Here is a 14,749-nt window from a genome sequence, read left to right as displayed (position 1 = left end):
ATGTCCAGCAACGCGCCTTCGATCTGCTCGACCTGACACCCTCGCTGTAGGCAGCACGAAACACTTCGCAGTCAACAAATCCCTGCGATCACAACAACTTGCTCAATTCCCTCAGGGGTAACTTCGGCTTAGGTCCTGGTGCCCCGCCTAATGCAGCCGCTCGGCATCGATCTTGTCCGCCATGTGGCGCAGCAGGCCCGCCGCGCCGTCGGGGCCGATCCACTCGACCAGCAGGTTGGTGACGATCACGGTGATCGACTGCATCGCGATCGGCTCGGGCACGCCGCGCTCGGTCATCGCCGTCAGCGTCTGGCCGATGACCCCGCTGGTGACGTCGTGGAGAGCGCCGAGCGCACCGGAATCGGGGTAGAGGTCGGCGAGCGCCGCGGCGATCCGCTCCTCGAACGGGTCGACCAGCCGCAGGCAGACGGTCTTCGGCTTCTTGGCCCAGCCGGCGCAGCACGCATCGGCCGCGACGCACCCGGCCCGGTCCCACAGCGCGGCGAGCTCGAATTCACGGGCGCTGAACCAGCCGGCGGCATTCTCGGCGGCGTCCTTCACCTTCAGCGCCGCATGCGCGGCATCCCACGGCGCGACGCCGGCGCTCTCGAAGAACGCCATCGCCGCATCGCTGCCGCGCTGCAGCTCCTCGGCGGTGGCGCCGTCCTGGACGATCAGCAGCTTTGTCGCACGCATGTGCCGGTTCCCTTCTGCTCATCCAGCCGCATCGGCGGCGCCGATCCGCAGCCGCCGCGCACGCGCGGCCCGCAAGCGGAGGCCGGGCGGCTCGCGGCTTATGCATGACCACCGGTCGTTCTGTGACGAAAGATGCCGCGGCCCGCATCGGCAGGCCTTAGGACGAGCCGGCATCGACTTCAACAAGCCGGTGGCTGACATAGGCGCCGATCCCTACCCGGCCGTCAAGGGTGGGGCCGCCGAGCTGCCCGCCGCGAGGCGTGGGCCGAGACTGGCCTTCGAGACTGGCCTCGGCGAGAGAGCGCGCCGGTCAGGCCTCGTGCCGCAGCGGCGGGCGCAGGCGCAAGCGGCCGGCATGCGCGGTGCATCGGCTCTTGACGCTTTCCAGCGTCGAGCCGCTGCCGATGAAGCGGCCCTCGGCATAGGCACCGTACGGCGCATCCAGGGCCGAGTCGGCCGGGTATTTCGTGACCCGGTAGGCGCGTCCGTCGATGGTCGTGCTGTAGCCCGCGCCGCTGCGGGACCACGCCGCCGCCGACCGGGGCTGGCGTGCCTGCGGCGCGGCGTCATCGGCCGCGTTGCCGCTGTCCGTGCCGGCAGGCTCGGCCGGGCCGGCGGTTCGTTGCTGCGGTCTGGGCATCGGGCGTTCACCTGCACGTCGCGAGGAGCCGCCGCGGAAGGACGGCGCACTTGCCGGGATGACCGCGGAAGGCGCGCAGCCTTCGTCCGCATCGTTCCGGGCGCCTGTCGGCCGCGGCTGCGCGCGATCGTCGCCGTCGCGCGTCCCCGTTGCGTGTGTCGACGTCGTCCGCGCTCTTCCCGCTCGCGCCGTCGATCGCCAGATGCCGTCCCGATATGGGCATTCGGTCCCCATGTTGCACTGGCCGGCCGAAAATAAACGTGGCGCTGCGGTCGCGCAGGTCCCATATACGGGCCGGACAATCGCCATTTTGGCCGGCCTCGCCAGTTTCGCCCGTTCGCGGGCCTACTTCCTGAGCTTCCACGATACAGATTGTTCCGGGCCGTACGATCCTCGCACGGCCCACCAAGCGCGCGCGAAAGGAAGCGGCTATGGCTATCGGCACCGTGAAATTCTTCAACGTTCAGAAGGGCTTCGGCTTCATCCAGCCGGAAGACGGCTCCAAGGACGTGTTCGTCCACATCAGCGCCGTCGAGCGCGCCGGCATCCGCACGCTCAACGAGGGCCAGAAGGTCCGCTTCGAGCTGCAGTCGGAGCGCGGCAAGATCGCCGCGACCAACCTCGAGCTGGCGTAGAGCCGGCCGCGGGCGGGATGATCCGCCGGATACCCGCGGGAATGCGGCTGGTGCCGCGCGGCTCGGGTGTCGCGGCGGGCGAGCTGCTGTTTCCGTCGCCGGTGCGGTTGCGCGCCGGTGACCGCTTCGTCTTCCTGCCGACGGTCGAAACAGCCGTCGGCTGGCTGACGGCGCCGGCGAACGCGGCCTGGTCGCAGCGCCTGGAGCGGGCGCTCGAGCTGCTCGTGGCAGCCCGGGACAGCCGCTCGCCGGCGGATCTGCAGGCCGGCTACGGCGCCCTGCTCGAAGGCGCCGTCCGCGAGGGCCTGGTCTTTCGCTGACGCCGCGGCGGCCGGCTCAGCACGCCGCCTTCAGGATCTCCATCACCTGCGCCGCGCTGCCGATCGGCCGCGGGTTCGAGTATGTCCAGTCATCGAGCATGCAGTTCTCCGCCAGGCGCGGCAGGTCGGCTCGCGCGATGCCGACATCGCGCAGGGTGCGCGGCATGCCCAGGCCGCGGATGAAGCGGTCGAGCACCGCGCCCGCCGGCGCGTCGGGCTGGCCCAGCGCCGCCGCCACGTCGCGCTGGCGGGTGCCGTTCACCGCCGCGTTGTAGTCCAGCACATAGGGCAGCATCACGCAGGACGTGTGCCCGTGCGGCACGCCGGCCGAGCCGCCCAGGATATGGCCGATGGCGTGGCTGGCGCCCATGCGCGTGCCCGACACGATGCCCACCATCGACAGCCAGGCGCCCATCATGCAGCGCAGCCGCGCCGCGAGGTCGCCGCCGTCCTGCTTCACCGCCGGCAATCCCGCGCCCAGGCAGCGCAGCGCCTGCAGCGCCGTGCCGTCGGTGTAGTCGTTGGCGTCGAGCGACAGGTAGGTCTCGACCGCGTGGTCGACCGCGCGCACGCCGCTGGACAGAAACAGCCATTCGGGCGTGTGCACCGTGACGGCGGGATCGAGGATCACCGTCTCGGGCACGATGCCGCGGTTCATGAAGCTCTGCTTCAGCTTCACGCGCGTGTCGGTGACGCCGGCGCGCGCATTGTGCTCGCCGGCCGAGAGCGTGGTGGGCACCGCGATCTGCCGTATCGCGGGGCTGCGGAAATCGGGGATGCGCCGCTTGCCGTTCTCGACGACGCTGCGCAACGGCTCCATCGCGTCGACGTCGCTGATGCCGTGCTCGAGGCAGACCGCGACCGCCTTGCCGCCGTCGATCACCGAGCCGCCACCGAAATTCACCAGCAGGTCGGCGCCGGCGTCGCGCGCCGCGTTGGCGCAGGCCACCACCGCCTCGCGCGGCGTGTGCGCCGGCATGTCGTCATGCACGCCCGCGAAGCGCCCGCCCAGCGCGCGGCGGATCTTCCCGACCTCGTCGGTGCGCGTGTTGAGCGTGCGCCCCGTCAGCACGAACACGCGCCCGGCCTGCAGCCGGTCGGCCTCGGCCACGATCGCCGCGGCCGCTTCCTGGCCGAAGATCACGCGGTTCATCGCGGTGAACACCATCGTGCCCGATTGCATGGCGAGCCTCTCGAAAATTGAGTCGCCACCATGCCGCGCACGTTCCCTCTCCCGCAAGCGGGAGAGGGAGGGGCCCATGGCGCCGCGCGCCATGGGAGGGTGAGGGCCCAAGGACGAGCTGCGCCGCGCCGCTACAGGTCCGTCAGCTCGTTCGAGCCGTCGGGATGCCACTTCCACACCTTGCCCTCGTAGCCGTCGATCTTGCCGTAGGGAATGGAGGGCCACAGCCCCGTGGTCTGCGAGGCGTTGGAGGCGTAGACATTGGCCTTGGCCGCCTTGGCGATGGCGCCGCAGAACAGGTTGCCGTCGGCCGTGCCGCCGAACGACACGACCTTGCAGGCCACGATGTAGATCTCGTCCACGAGGCCGGCGAGGCCCGCGAACAGCGGCACCTCCGACCAGCCGAAGCCGGTGCCCAGCGACAGGTGCGCCGGCCGGCCGTGGCAGTTGATCACCAGGGCGTTGAGCTTGCCGCCGGACGCGCCTTTGGCGACCGTGGCGGTCCACCCGATCACGTGGCTGGGCGTGTCGCCCTTGGGCACGCGCCACGTGTTCCACATCTTGTAGTCGGGCCCGGGTACGTTTTCCGCGTTCAACGCCATGGATGGCTGAGCCAGCGTGATCATCGCCTTCTCCCCGTTCCGGCAGGCTCTCCGTCGTGGCCCGCCCCACGCTCCCTTTACGGAACCGGGGATGCCCCGGCATCCTCCACATGGCCGATATGTGTGAACACACAGTCACTTTTTAGGGAGGCATCAAGGAACCCTCTCCCGCGCCGCGGGAGAGGGAGGGGCCCATGGCGCGCCAGCGCCATGGGAGGGTGAGGGCCCAAGGACGAGGCGCCCCGGCGTTGTCGTGATTGCTCCTTCCTGATATCCTGATATCCCACAGGAGATATCACCATGCCCCTGTTCATCCGCGATGAGGACGTGACCGCCATGGCCGAGGAGCTGACCCGGCTCACCAAGGCCCGCAGCAAGACCGAGGCCGTCCGCGCCGCGCTGCGCCGCGAGCTGGAGCGCACCCGTGCCGGCGTGCCGGTGCGCGAGCGGCTGGCCCGCATCCACAAGAAGGCCGCGACGATCGGCCTGCCCAATCCGGACTTCGACATGAAGGCCCATAGCGACGCGATGTGGGGCGACGCCTGATGTTCGTGGACGCCTCGGCCATCGTCGCCGTCATCAATCAGGAGCCGGGCTGGCAGGAGATCGCCAAGCGCCTTGCCGAGGCGCAGGGACGATGCCTGGTCTCGCCGCTTGTCCGGTTCGAGGCCACGGTGGCCGTCGCGCGCGCGGCGGCGTCGAGGCGTGCCGCCGGCGCCAGGCCGACAGCCAGGATGTTCGCGACCGCGCGCGAGCTTGTCGACGCGGTGTTCGAGGAGTTCGACGCCCGGGAGGTCGCGATTTCCGGCGACATCGGCCGCCGGGCGCTGGATGCGGCGGCCGCCTATGGCAAGGCCATGGGCCATCCCGCCGACCTCAACTTCGGCGACTGCTTCACCTACGCCTGCGCCAGGGAGCACGAGGTCGGGATCATCTACAAAGGCGACGACTTCGCCCAAACCGACCTGGCGTAGGAGCCCCTCTCCCGCGCCGCGGGAGAGGGAGGGGCCCATGGCGCGATAGCGCCATGGGAGGGTGAGGGCCCAAGGACGAGGCGCCGCGCGCGCGACCCTCCACCCCCCGCTGTCGTCCTGAGCGCAGCGAAGGACCTTGCGGTGTTGCGCCAGGCACATCGGCGCCGACGATCATCAGCGCCGCCGTTCATTGAGCGATCCACCGCAAGGTCCTTCGCTGCGCTCAGGACGACAGCGGGATCGCCTGCGCACCGGCGCAACCATCGGCCTCCGGACGTCGTGCCGTTCCAGCTGACTGCAGCACGGTCAGCGAGCGAAGGGCCAATGCCGACACCTACCCCACCAGCGGCATCACCTCCGCCGCAAACCGCTGCAGCCGCTCGATGCTGCCGGCGATCGACTCGCCGCGGAAGTCGAAGATCAGCTCGTGCACGCCCGATGCCGCGAAGTCCTGGATGTCGCCGGCGATATCCGCCGCGCTGCCCGAGAAGCTGCGCCGCCCGCCGTCGCGGTCCGGCACCGCGGCGTCGTACAGCGGCGCCTTGTAGGAGATCACCAGCTCGGTGAAATCGCGCCCCGCCGCCTCGGTCATCGTGCGCAAGGTGCCCAGGTGCGTGCGCATCTCGGCCGGCGGCAGCGGCGAGGCGGCGATGGCGCCGACCGGGTGCCAGCCGTCGCCCAGCCGCGCCGCCCGCCGCAGGGCGGCGCGCGAGTGGCCGCCGACCCAGATCGGCGGATGCGGCTTCTGCAGCGGGAAGGGCTCGCAGCGTATGCCGGCGTAGCGGTAGAAGCTGCCCTCGAAGCTGGCGGGCGAGGTGGTCCACAGCTGCTTGAGGATCGCGATCCATTCGTCGCTGACGGCGCCGCGCTGCGCGAAGTCGGGGCTGGCCAGCGCCTGGAACTCCTCCTGCAGCCAGCCGACGCCGACCCCCAGGGTGACGCGGCCGCCCGACAGCACGTCCAGCGACGCCACCATCTTGGCCGTCAGCACCGGGTTGCGGTAGGGCAGCACCAGCACCGAGGTGACCAGCCGCAGCCGCTCGGTGGCGCCGGCCACGACGCCGAGGATGGAGAAGGTCTCCAGCGCATCGCCGCCCGATGGATGCTTGCGGTCGAGCGTGTAGGGATAGGCCGAGGCGCTCTCGACCGGGAACACGATGTGGTCGGCGATCATCGCCGAGTGCAGCCCCAGCCGCTCGCCTTCGCGCGCCAGCGCCAGGATGCCCTCGCGCGTGGCGGTGGGACCGCGGGTGGGGAGATAGAAGCCGTAGCGCATGGGGTGGCGTCCGCAGGGGATGGGATCGCCACCGATGAAGGACCGGTTTGCGCACGAGCGCAAGCCGGCCGCCGTATTGCTGCCGCGTGCTGGAAGTTGGCCTCGGCAGGAAGATCACACGCCGGGGGCGCGCCACTCCGTGGCGCGTCATGCTCATGGTCGTCGCTGAGGTGGAACGCGACCCATCTCTGTCGTCCTGAGCGCAGCGAAGGACCTTGCGGTGTTGATGCAGGACTTGATGCTGCTGATGACGGGTCGGACCGCGTCGCTCCAGCGACGCACCGGCGCGCAGCGCCGGCTCAGGATCATGAGCGCCGCTGGACCGGCGCGGTCCCAGCCGTCGCCAGCACGGCTCTTCACTGGTCTACCGCCGCAAGGTCCTTCGCTCCGCTCGGGACGACGACCATTCCATGGCGTCCTCGCGGGGAGAGGAGAACTGGCGACCGTAGGACCTTGACCAGGGCTGACCGCCTATTCCGGCTTCAGGCTGTTCTCGCGGATCACCGCGCCCCAGAACTCCTGCTCCTTGCGCGTCAGCGCGGCGAAGTCGGCGGGCGCGCTCAGCACCACCTCCATGTCGAACTGCTCGACGAACTTCTGCGTGACATCCGCCGTGCGCACCGCCTTGGCGATCGCGGCATGCATGCGCTCGACGATCGGCGCCGGCGTGCCGGAAGGCGCGTAGACGCCCCACCACGAGTACGAGGGCAGCGCCTTGACGCCCTGCTCGCCGAGCGTGGCCACGTCGGGCGCCAGCCGGCTGCGCGTCGCGCCGGTCACGCCGGCGAGCTTGAGCTTGCCGGCCCGCACATGCGGCATCATGTTGGCGAGGCTGGAGACCGAGAGGTCGGTGACGCCCGCCAGCGCATCCTGGAACAGCGGCCCGCCGCCCTTGTAGGGGATGACGTTGAGGACGAAGCCGTTCTCCTTCTGCAGGAAGGCGAGGAAGATCTGCGCCAGGCTCGCCGCCAGCGCCCCGACGCTGATCTTGCCGGGCGCCGCCCGGGCGGCGGTGATCACCTCGGCGAAGCGGTCGTAGGGCCGCGTCGGGTAGGCCGCGATGCCCTGGGCGCTGCGGCCGATCTGCATGACCGGCATCAGCTCCTCGTCGCGATAGGGCAGGGTGGCGTTCCACACCGGATTGAGGATGTGGTTGTCGAACACGAACAGCCAGGTGTGGCCGTCGGGCGGCGCCTTGGCCGCGACCGCGGCCCCCACCACGCCGCTGCCGCCCGGTTTGTTCTCGACCACGACGTTCCAGCCGTAGAGCTCCGTGAGCTTGGCCTGGATGATGCGCGTGATCGGATCGGTCGACCCGCCGGGCGGGAAGGGCACGACGAACCGGATCGCACCGGTGGGCCAGCTGGTGCTTTGTGCTACGGCAATGGCAGGCGCGCCCAGAGACGCGGCAACGCTGCCCGCCAGCACGGCGCGGCGACGCACTCCCATGTTTGCCTCCCTGAAGGCTTTTTTTGCTTGTCCAGCACCCTACACCCGCCAGCCCCGCCCGACCAGCGCGCGCATCATCCCCCTCTCCCGCAAGCGGGAGAGGGAGGGGCCCCATGGCGCGCAGCGCCATGGGAGGGTGAGGGCCCAAGGACGAAGGTGCCGTGCATCAAGCCCTCCCCCCGGGCTATCGCAGATGGCCCGGTGCAAGCATCGCTGTCATCCGGAGCGCAGCGAAGGATCTTGTCCTCATGACGCACGGTGCGCAGGGCAGACGCTGGGGGCGCGCCATTCCGTGGCGCGTCATGCCTGGCGGGGGCCTGCCCTGGGCGAAGAGATGGCCGAAGGGGGACCCGACGTGGTGTTTGCTATCGAGACGATGAGACGCGGATACCTGACGTTAGAGGACAAGTCAGACGGGTAGGGTCGATCACGTCCAAACGTGAGAAACCGTCGTGACCAACGTTCCACCGGCACCCGACATGGTCGTCGGCACATGGCGCCTCGTGTCCTTCACGAAAGAGGATCTCCAGACCGGGGTGGTGACGCACCCGTTCGGCCAAAAGCTCAACGCCTTCGTCATCTACACCGCCGACGTTGTGACGATCTTCACCGCCCCCCGATCGAAAGCCACCCGCGGACGCCATACCGACGGATGCCGAAGCCACCCGACTCTTCCGCAGTATGATTGCCTTCGCCGGCCGCTATGAAGTCGATGGCGACAAGCTGATCTACTACCCCGAAGCCTCATGGAACGAGGTCTGGAACGGCACAACGCAGACACGGCTGCTGGAGATTTCGTGGGACCGTCTCCATGTGAGATCAGCTCCGATCTTGAGTCCATCCACAGCTACGACCATCGTCTTCTCCCTGACGTGGGATCGGGCTCCAGGCCGTGGCTCTTGAAGCGCACACGGGTTAGCTGGAGGGCGCTGGAACGGCTTTCGAGATTGGGTCGGTACAGAGAGGCGGTCGTATCGCTGGTCAAGCGAGTCTTCCTATACCTAGGCCGTCACATTGCGCCTGCGCTGGAATGGACAAGGTCTCAAGCGCATCACGCCGGGAGGGTTGCTGTCGAGCGTGTTGGGGATAGGCAGACATGCTCTCCACCGGGAACACGATCGGCGATTACGACGGAGTGCAGCACCCAGAGGCTGACCTTCGTGACGGGCAATTCCTCGCTGAAGCGAAACAAGCATAGCTCCGCCACAACCTTATTGCGGAGCCCAGCATTTGGTGGAATAGTTGGCACGTTAGCGTGCCAGCTATCTAGCCATTCAGACATCCATGGCGAAGAGAACGTCATCGCGTCCTATCAGGCAGGCAAGGTCCGACGGTCGCAAATCCCTGCTGGTCTATCTTCGGCCAGATGTGATCAGGAGGCTAAAAGTGGCCGCGCTGGATCAAAACCGGCCAGCGTACGAGATCACGGAGGAGGCAGTCTCCGCGTGGTTGTCTGCGCGCGATCGGCGCGCCGGCCGCAAAGAGTAAGAGAGAAGCGACTTGCGTCTAGCAGATCAACCGCATTGCCGAGATAGCCAAGATCGCTCTTGCAGGCCGCTACTGCGCTTGTCCATTGCGACCGAGGCTGCGCTAATCGTGGCGGCTCGTGACGTGCAGCCGGTAAAGGGCCTGACGCATGGTTTCTATAAGTATCCTGCTCGGTTCTCGCCAAGTTTCGCTCGGGCGGCGATCGAAACGTTTACCGACCAAGGTGACTGGGTGCTGGACAACCATGTCGGAGGTGGTACCACCCTCGTAGAGGCCCTCGCCGCCGGCCGCAATGCAATTGGAGTCGACATCTCGGCGCTCGCAGCCTTCGTGGCCACCGTCAAAACAACCGTGTATTCCGACGCCGAGCTCGATCATTTGGAAGTGTGGGCACAAAAGCTACCTGCAGCGATTCACGCTCGCAAGAAGTCGATCCATTTCGCCGACTACGCCGACCTAGGATATTATAGACACCTTCATCACCCCTCGCGCTGGCGTCTACGTAAGGCGATCGAGCAGGGGCTTCAGGCAGACGCTGACTAAGCGGAACACCGAGGCAGACGTATTGCGGAAGCTTAACAAGTACACGTCGCACATCGCATTCCACCTCTACCAGATGTACCAGGAGACCATCGGCAAAAAGGACGAAGAGGTGGACACCGCTGACGCGGCGCGGCGTGCCGAGGTGCGGCGTGTCGCGCTCACGATGATCAAGCTGATGGGCGTAGCTGAGAAGTAGATCAGCCACGACGACGGTGGAAAAGAACGACTTCTTGGCTGCCAGGCGTCTGGCCGCGTTGCGCGCTATACCAACGACGCCCGGGAGCAGTCCGCCAAAGTCGTCCATCGCGCTCACCACTGAGGCCCGCCAGACGCATCTCGGTCAGGCCCGCCTCCTCCATAGCTTCGAGGTAGCGTGGTAGCTGCCAGTCGGGAGATGAGAACGCTACCATCTGCGCGATGACGGTTCTATCATCAGCCAGAGCCGCGACAGATGACATTGAGGCTCGAATATTCGCGAAATAGGTCGCGAGCTCGGGATACTTCCGATCGCCCATGGTGTAGTAGCTGCTACCTGCACCGTCGAGCTTCCCCGCGATGAGAAACGGCAGCGGTGCTTCTTTCCGCCCATCGACCTGCCAACGATGATAGAGTACATGGACCCCCGGATACGGCGGAGATGTAAGCACCAAGCGTGGCGCCTTACATTGAACCAAACGCTTGTCGTGTTCGAGGCCAGCAGCGGACCGGTTGAAGATTTCGACGGTAGGTTGCGGTGCTGGTACAGCAGCGCGTAAAGCGCGCGCGCCAGCCAACATTTCGATGGCAGTCGCCTTCAGCATCTCGCGGAAATCGTTCAGCGACGGTACCCTAACGCGACCATCGAGCGCCCATTGAGCCGTCCGTAACACCACACAACGACCGAATGCTTCGAGCCTTGGTAATTCAAGCTGTATAGCAACACCAAAGCGCCGCCGCCAGTTGCTGACAATGCGTGGCTCTGCTCCTCAAGCCGCCTGCACAAAGCTATCCAGTACCTTCTTCGGCCCCGCCTTCTCGAACTCGATATCCAGCTTGTTCCCGTCGATCGCCACGATCTTCCCGTAGCCGAACTTCTGGTGGAACACGCGCTGGCCGACGGCCAGCGCGTCGGCCGGGCGGTTGCCGGTGGCGCGGCGGTCGTCGTAGGTCTCCTCGCCGCTGAACCGGCCGCGGCGGCCGCCGAAGCCGCCACCACTGCCCCCGAAGCGTCCGCCGCCGCGGTCGCCGAAGCTGTAGACGCTGGTGCTGCCGGGCCGCGTGCCGGCGCCGAGCTTGCGCGCGCGGGCCCAGTCGGGACCCCAGTCGGCGTCGCTGGCGTCGGCGTCGACATCGCTCAGCCCGCCGCGGCCGCTGCCGCCGCCTTGCGGATCCCATGATGCGCCACTGGAGTGGCGCGCTCCCAGCCCGCGCCCCATGCTGCCGTAGTGCCCCATCGACGCCGTGCCGTAGAGCCCCGCGTCGCTGCTGGCCTCGAGATGCGCCTCCGGCAGCTCGCCGATGAAGCGCGAGGGGATGGCGGCCTGCCACTGGTTGAAGACACGGCGGTTGGCGGCGAAGGAGACATGCACGTTCCGGCGCGCGCGGGTCAGCGCTACGTACGCCAGCCGGCGTTCCTCCTCCAGGCCCGATACGCCCTTGTCGTCGAGCGCGCGCTGGTTGGGGAACAGGCCTTCCTCCCAGCCGGGCAGGAACACGGTGTCGAACTCCAGGCCCTTGGCGGCGTGCATGGTCATGATCGTGACCATGTCGCCGTTCGAGTTCTGGTTGCCCTCGGTGACCAGCGCCACGTGCTCGAGGAAGCCCTGCAGGTTCTCGAACTCCTGCAGGGCGTTGATCAGCTCCTTCAGGTTCTCCAGCCGGCCCGGCGCCTCGGGCGAGCGGTCGCGCTGCCACATCTCGGTGTAGCCCGACTCGTCGAGCAGCGTCTCGGCCACCTCAATGTGGCTCATGCCGTCGAGCATGCTGCGCCAGCGCTCGAAGTTCTTCACCAGGCCGCCCAGCGTCTTGCGCGCCTGCGGCCGCAGCTCGTCGGTCTCCAGCGCCCGGCGCGCCGCCTCGAACAGGCTGACGCGCTGCGTCTTCTGGATGTCGCGCAGGGTCTTCAGCGTCGAGTCGCCCAGGCCGCGCTTGGGCACGTTGTAGATGCGCTCGAAGGCGAGGTCGTCGTCGGGCTGCACCACCACGCGCAGATAGGCGAGCGCATCGCGGATCTCCTGGCGCTCGTAGAAGCGCGGGCCGCCCACCACCCGGTAGGGCACGCCCAGCGTCATGAACCGCTCTTCGAACTCGCGGGTCTGGAAGGCGGCGCGCACCAGGATCGCGATCTCGCGCAAGGCGTGCTTCTCGCGCTGCAGCGCCTCGACCTCCTCGCCGATCACGCGCGCTTCCTCGTCGCCGTCCCACACCCCGCGCAGCCGGACCTTGTCGCCCTCCTTGGACTCGGTCCACAGCGTCTTGCCCAGGCGGCCCTCGTTGTGCGCGATCAGGTGCGAGGCCGCGGCCAGGATGTGCGGCGTCGAGCGGTAGTTGCGCTCCAGCCGGATGATCTGGGCGCCGGGGAAGTCCTTCTCGAAGCGCAGGATGTTGCCGACCTCGGCGCCGCGCCAGCCGTAGATCGACTGGTCGTCGTCGCCGACGCAGCAGATGTTGCTTGCGCCCGTTGTCCTTCCCCCGGAGGGGGAAGGTGGCGCGGAGCGCCGGAAGGGGGATGGTGCAACGGAGTCGGCGCCGCTGGGGCTCATCGAATCTGTTCGAGCATCCCCCTTCCGCCCCTGCGGGGCACCTTCCCCCTCCGGGGGAAGGGATGTCTGCGCCCCCTGCGCCAGCAGCCGCAGCCACAGGTACTGCGCCACGTTGGTGTCCTGGTACTCGTCGACCAGGATGTAGCGGAAGCGGCGGTGGTATTCAGCCAGCACGTCGGGATGCTGCTGGAACAGGCTGACGCACAGCATCACCAGGTCGCCGAAATCGGCGGCGTTCACGGCCCGCAGCCGCTCCTGGTACTGGCGGTAGATCTCGACCGCGCGGCCATCGGCGAACTCGGCTTGGTCGTCGCCGGTGCCGACCTGGTCGGGGCCCTGGGCGCGGTCCTTCCAGCGCTGGATGATGCCGGAGAGGATGCGGGCCGGGAACTTCTTGTCGTCGACCCCCTCGGCCTCCAGCAGCTGCTTGATCAGCCGCACCTGGTCGTCGGTGTCGAGGATGGTGAAGTTGCTCTTCAGCCCCACCAGCTCGGCATGGCGGCGCAGGATGCGCACGCCGATGGAGTGGAAAGTGCCCAGCCACAGCCCGTCGGCGGCCTGGCCGATGGCGGCGCCGACCCGCTCCAGCATCTCGCGCGCCGCCTTGTTGGTGAAGGTCACGGCCAGGATCTGGCCGGGCCAGGCGCGGCGCGTCAGCAGGATATGGGCGATGCGCGTGGTCAGCACCCGGGTCTTGCCGGTGCCGGCCCCGGCCAGCACCAGCAGCGGCCCCTCGGTATGCTCGACCGCCTCGCGCTGCGTCGGGTTCAACCCGTCGAGATAGGCGGTCGACGGCGGCGCCACCGGCAGGCCGGCCGACGGCGCGTCGCCGCCCCGCCGCAGGCGGGCGGCAGGCGCGGGTTCGGGCTCGTCGGTCAGGTCGAACGGATCGGACATCATGGGGCCGGGGGTTGCTGGCCCCTGGTATAGCACGCAGCCGCCTGCCGCAGTCCACCCGCCTTACCGTGCCTCATCATGGGTCGGGCCGCGGCGCTCCAGCGCCGCTCATGAGGTCCGTCGCTGCGCGCCGGATGCGGCGCTGGAGCGCCGCGGCCCGGCCGGACCCGGGATGTTTGGCAGTCGGCCGGGACGAGACGATCAGACGCTGCGGGCGCCCTTCAGTAGTGGAACCGGCACTGCGCGATCTCAAGCACTTGGTCGGGTGCGACACCGCGAACACGATAAACCAGCCGATCCTCCAGCGTGATCCGCCGCGACCACCATCCCTTGAGATCGCCCTTGAGGGCCTCGGGCTTTCCGGTGCCGGTGAACGGCGTACGCCGGCATTCCCGGATCAGGGCGTTCAGGCGGTCCAGCACGTTCGGGTCCGACGCGACCCAGTGCTGGTAGTCCTCCCACGCCGCGCCGGAGAAGAGGAGCTTCACTCGTCGGACAGCGTGCGCGCGCTGCCGCCGTCCGCGTCCAGCTCCCGGATGGACTCGCGCAGACGCTTGGCGTTGGCGGGTGTCGAGAGCAGGTGCAGGGTCTCTTCCATCGCGTTCCAGTCGGAAAGCGACACCATCACCACGGCCTCGGCTTTCTGACGCGTGATCACGACCGGCGTGCGGTCCCGCACGACGCGTTCCATCACGTCCTTCAGATTTGCCCGCGTATCCGAATAGGTCAGGACATCCATGTTGGCGCTCCATGCTCCCGGTCGATATATGTACAGCAATGCGTACAACTTCAACCGGGCCGGAGCCCAGGATGCGTGGCGGTTGGTCCAGATGGGACGATCAGACGCTGGGGCGCGCCACTCCGTGGCGCGTCATTCTTCCTTCCAGCGTGGCGGATCGATTTTCGACTCAGGAAGTTGTCCGCGGCGGCGCCTGACGCGCCACGGAGTGGCGCGCCCCCAGCGTTTGATCCGGCAGCCGATCGCTATGTTGCCTGTTTGTTCTTGATTTTTGATCGTAAAAGATGTACAAAGGCGATGGTGCGTGCTGGCGCGCCCGTCAGCCGGGGAGGGCCCAGGACCATGCCGCCGCGTTCCGTTGCAAGCCATGCCGCAGCGGACGCCCGGCCACGAAACCGCGCAGTTGCGGGCATTCGCTGGATTCGAGGCAAGATACTGATTCGATTGAGGAATCCGATTTTTGAAACTGCGCAGGCGGTTTCGGCCAACAGCCGCCGCGAAGTCACAGCCGGAAATGCGGAAACGGCCCGCGGCGCACCGCTTCAAGCCCGCACCCACCAACGACA

19 protein-coding genes are annotated in these 14,749 nt (G+C 67.9%); 9 read left to right on the top strand and 10 right to left on the bottom strand.

Translation table 11 applies throughout. From position 1 onward, the window contains the following. Positions 1–147: 147 nt before the first annotated feature. Both FHP25_RS29875 and FHP25_RS29870 read right to left on the bottom strand, forming a co-directional pair. Entirely contained in the window at positions 148–696 is a 549-nt protein-coding gene (locus FHP25_RS29875) for a hypothetical protein (protein ID WP_147850642.1), read from the bottom strand. 310 nt (positions 697–1,006) lie between these two features. Continuing rightward, positions 1,007–1,336, bottom strand: a complete 330-nt coding sequence (locus FHP25_RS29870; protein WP_147850641.1) for a hypothetical protein — start codon at positions 1,334–1,336, stop codon at positions 1,007–1,009. Between the two features lie 431 nt (positions 1,337–1,767). On the opposite strand from FHP25_RS29870, the gene FHP25_RS29865 reads away from it, so the two are divergent. Further along, positions 1,768–1,971, top strand: coding sequence for a cold-shock protein (locus FHP25_RS29865; protein ID WP_147850640.1), 204 nt, complete (start codon positions 1,768–1,770; stop codon positions 1,969–1,971). Positions 1,972–2,012: 41 nt separating this feature from the next. Next, the gene (locus tag FHP25_RS29860; protein ID WP_147850639.1) at positions 2,013–2,291 is read left to right on the top strand and encodes a hypothetical protein; all 279 of its coding nucleotides are present in this window, start codon (positions 2,013–2,015) and stop codon (positions 2,289–2,291) included. Positions 2,292–2,307: 16 nt separating this feature from the next. Here FHP25_RS29860 and FHP25_RS29855 read toward each other — a convergent pair whose 3' ends face one another. Beyond that, positions 2,308–3,474, bottom strand: coding sequence for an iron-containing alcohol dehydrogenase (locus tag FHP25_RS29855; RefSeq protein WP_147850638.1), 1,167 nt, complete (start codon positions 3,472–3,474; stop codon positions 2,308–2,310). 131 nt (positions 3,475–3,605) lie between these two features. Continuing rightward, positions 3,606–4,100: a hypothetical protein gene (locus tag FHP25_RS29850; protein ID WP_147850637.1), complete on the bottom strand. Its 495-nt coding sequence runs from the start codon at positions 4,098–4,100 to the stop codon at positions 3,606–3,608. Between the two features lie 276 nt (positions 4,101–4,376). Between FHP25_RS29850 and FHP25_RS29845 the strand changes: the two genes are divergently transcribed. Both FHP25_RS29845 and FHP25_RS29840 read left to right on the top strand, forming a co-directional pair. Further along, positions 4,377–4,622, top strand: coding sequence for a type II toxin-antitoxin system VapB family antitoxin (locus FHP25_RS29845; protein WP_147850636.1), 246 nt, complete (start codon positions 4,377–4,379; stop codon positions 4,620–4,622). Continuing rightward, a complete protein-coding gene (locus FHP25_RS29840) occupies positions 4,622–5,050 on the top strand; it encodes a type II toxin-antitoxin system VapC family toxin (protein ID WP_147850635.1) in 429 nt (142 codons plus the stop codon). Before FHP25_RS29845 ends, FHP25_RS29840 begins: the two co-directional genes overlap by 1 nt. A 334-nt stretch (positions 5,051–5,384) precedes the next feature. On the opposite strand, the gene FHP25_RS29835 is transcribed toward FHP25_RS29840, so the two are convergent. Beyond that, complete coding sequence (locus FHP25_RS29835; RefSeq protein WP_147850634.1) at positions 5,385–6,326, bottom strand: TIGR03619 family F420-dependent LLM class oxidoreductase; 942 nt, start codon at positions 6,324–6,326, stop codon at positions 5,385–5,387. A gap of 471 nt (positions 6,327–6,797) precedes the next feature. Then, a complete protein-coding gene (locus FHP25_RS29830; protein WP_147850633.1) occupies positions 6,798–7,775 on the bottom strand; it encodes a Bug family tripartite tricarboxylate transporter substrate binding protein in 978 nt (325 codons plus the stop codon). Between the two features lie 452 nt (positions 7,776–8,227). On the opposite strand from FHP25_RS29830, the gene FHP25_RS29825 reads away from it, so the two are divergent. The 5 genes from FHP25_RS29825 (at position 8,228) to FHP25_RS40995 (ending at position 10,002) form a co-directional block, all read left to right on the top strand. Next, complete coding sequence (locus FHP25_RS29825; protein WP_147850632.1) at positions 8,228–8,482, top strand: lipocalin-like domain-containing protein; 255 nt, start codon at positions 8,228–8,230, stop codon at positions 8,480–8,482. Further along, on the top strand, positions 8,457–8,678 hold the full coding sequence (locus tag FHP25_RS42735; protein ID WP_408068557.1) for a lipocalin-like domain-containing protein: 222 nt from the start codon (positions 8,457–8,459) through the stop codon (positions 8,676–8,678). Before FHP25_RS29825 ends, FHP25_RS42735 begins: the two co-directional genes overlap by 26 nt. Before the next feature lie 381 nt (positions 8,679–9,059). After that, positions 9,060–9,263, top strand: coding sequence for a hypothetical protein (locus FHP25_RS42845; protein ID WP_147850631.1), 204 nt, complete (start codon positions 9,060–9,062; stop codon positions 9,261–9,263). A 108-nt stretch (positions 9,264–9,371) separates the two neighbouring features. Then, positions 9,372–9,806, top strand: a complete 435-nt coding sequence (locus FHP25_RS29810; RefSeq protein WP_178133886.1) for a DNA methyltransferase — start codon at positions 9,372–9,374, stop codon at positions 9,804–9,806. 22 nt (positions 9,807–9,828) lie between these two features. Continuing rightward, complete coding sequence (locus FHP25_RS40995; RefSeq protein WP_178133885.1) at positions 9,829–10,002, top strand: hypothetical protein; 174 nt, start codon at positions 9,829–9,831, stop codon at positions 10,000–10,002. Position 10,003: 1 nt separating this feature from the next. Here FHP25_RS40995 and FHP25_RS29805 read toward each other — a convergent pair whose 3' ends face one another. The 4 genes from FHP25_RS29805 to FHP25_RS29790 all read right to left on the bottom strand — a co-directional run bounded on the left by FHP25_RS29805 (position 10,004) and on the right by FHP25_RS29790 (position 14,183). Continuing rightward, the gene (locus tag FHP25_RS29805; RefSeq protein ID WP_147850629.1) at positions 10,004–10,606 is read right to left on the bottom strand and encodes a hypothetical protein; all 603 of its coding nucleotides are present in this window, start codon (positions 10,604–10,606) and stop codon (positions 10,004–10,006) included. 165 nt (positions 10,607–10,771) lie between these two features. After that, positions 10,772–13,444 carry an ATP-dependent helicase gene (locus FHP25_RS42025; protein WP_147850648.1) on the bottom strand — a complete coding sequence of 891 codons (2,673 nt, stop codon included), beginning with the start codon at positions 13,442–13,444 and terminating at the stop codon, positions 10,772–10,774. Between the two features lie 221 nt (positions 13,445–13,665). Beyond that, positions 13,666–13,932, bottom strand: a complete 267-nt coding sequence (locus tag FHP25_RS29795) for a Txe/YoeB family addiction module toxin (RefSeq protein WP_147850628.1) — start codon at positions 13,930–13,932, stop codon at positions 13,666–13,668. Beyond that, positions 13,929–14,183: a type II toxin-antitoxin system Phd/YefM family antitoxin gene (locus FHP25_RS29790; protein WP_147850627.1), complete on the bottom strand. Its 255-nt coding sequence runs from the start codon at positions 14,181–14,183 to the stop codon at positions 13,929–13,931. Before FHP25_RS29790 ends, FHP25_RS29795 begins: the two co-directional genes overlap by 4 nt. Positions 14,184–14,749: the final 566 nt, after the last annotated feature.

It is taken from the genome of Vineibacter terrae (genome assembly GCF_008039615.1).
In the GTDB taxonomy this organism is placed as follows: domain Bacteria; phylum Pseudomonadota; class Alphaproteobacteria; order Reyranellales; family Reyranellaceae; genus Vineibacter; species Vineibacter terrae.
This window is presented reverse-complemented; position numbering and strand designations above follow the sequence as displayed.

Bases quoted from the DNA above. Each gene is read 5' to 3' on its own strand.
- FHP25_RS29875 (WP_147850642.1), bottom strand. From the start codon at position 696: ATGCGTGCGACAAAGCTGCTGATCGTCCAGGACGGCGCCACCGCCGAG.
- FHP25_RS29870 (WP_147850641.1), bottom strand. From the start codon at position 1,336: ATGCCCAGACCGCAGCAACGAACCGCCGGCCCGGCCGAGCCTGCCGGC.
- FHP25_RS29865 (WP_147850640.1), top strand. From the start codon at position 1,768: ATGGCTATCGGCACCGTGAAATTCTTCAACGTTCAGAAGGGCTTCGGC.
- FHP25_RS29860 (WP_147850639.1), top strand. From the start codon at position 2,013: ATGCGGCTGGTGCCGCGCGGCTCGGGTGTCGCGGCGGGCGAGCTGCTG.
- FHP25_RS29855 (WP_147850638.1), bottom strand. From the start codon at position 3,474: ATGCAATCGGGCACGATGGTGTTCACCGCGATGAACCGCGTGATCTTC.
- FHP25_RS29850 (WP_147850637.1), bottom strand. From the start codon at position 4,100: ATGATCACGCTGGCTCAGCCATCCATGGCGTTGAACGCGGAAAACGTA.
- FHP25_RS29845 (WP_147850636.1), top strand. From the start codon at position 4,377: ATGCCCCTGTTCATCCGCGATGAGGACGTGACCGCCATGGCCGAGGAG.
- FHP25_RS29840 (WP_147850635.1), top strand. From the start codon at position 4,622: ATGTTCGTGGACGCCTCGGCCATCGTCGCCGTCATCAATCAGGAGCCG.
- FHP25_RS29835 (WP_147850634.1), bottom strand. From the start codon at position 6,326: ATGCGCTACGGCTTCTATCTCCCCACCCGCGGTCCCACCGCCACGCGC.
- FHP25_RS29830 (WP_147850633.1), bottom strand. From the start codon at position 7,775: ATGGGAGTGCGTCGCCGCGCCGTGCTGGCGGGCAGCGTTGCCGCGTCT.
- FHP25_RS42735 (WP_408068557.1), top strand. From the start codon at position 8,457: ATGATTGCCTTCGCCGGCCGCTATGAAGTCGATGGCGACAAGCTGATC.
- FHP25_RS42845 (WP_147850631.1), top strand. From the start codon at position 9,060: ATGGCGAAGAGAACGTCATCGCGTCCTATCAGGCAGGCAAGGTCCGAC.
- FHP25_RS29805 (WP_147850629.1), bottom strand. From the start codon at position 10,606: ATGCTGAAGGCGACTGCCATCGAAATGTTGGCTGGCGCGCGCGCTTTA.
- FHP25_RS42025 (WP_147850648.1), bottom strand. From the start codon at position 13,444: ATGTCCGATCCGTTCGACCTGACCGACGAGCCCGAACCCGCGCCTGCC.
- FHP25_RS29790 (WP_147850627.1), bottom strand. From the start codon at position 14,183: ATGGATGTCCTGACCTATTCGGATACGCGGGCAAATCTGAAGGACGTG.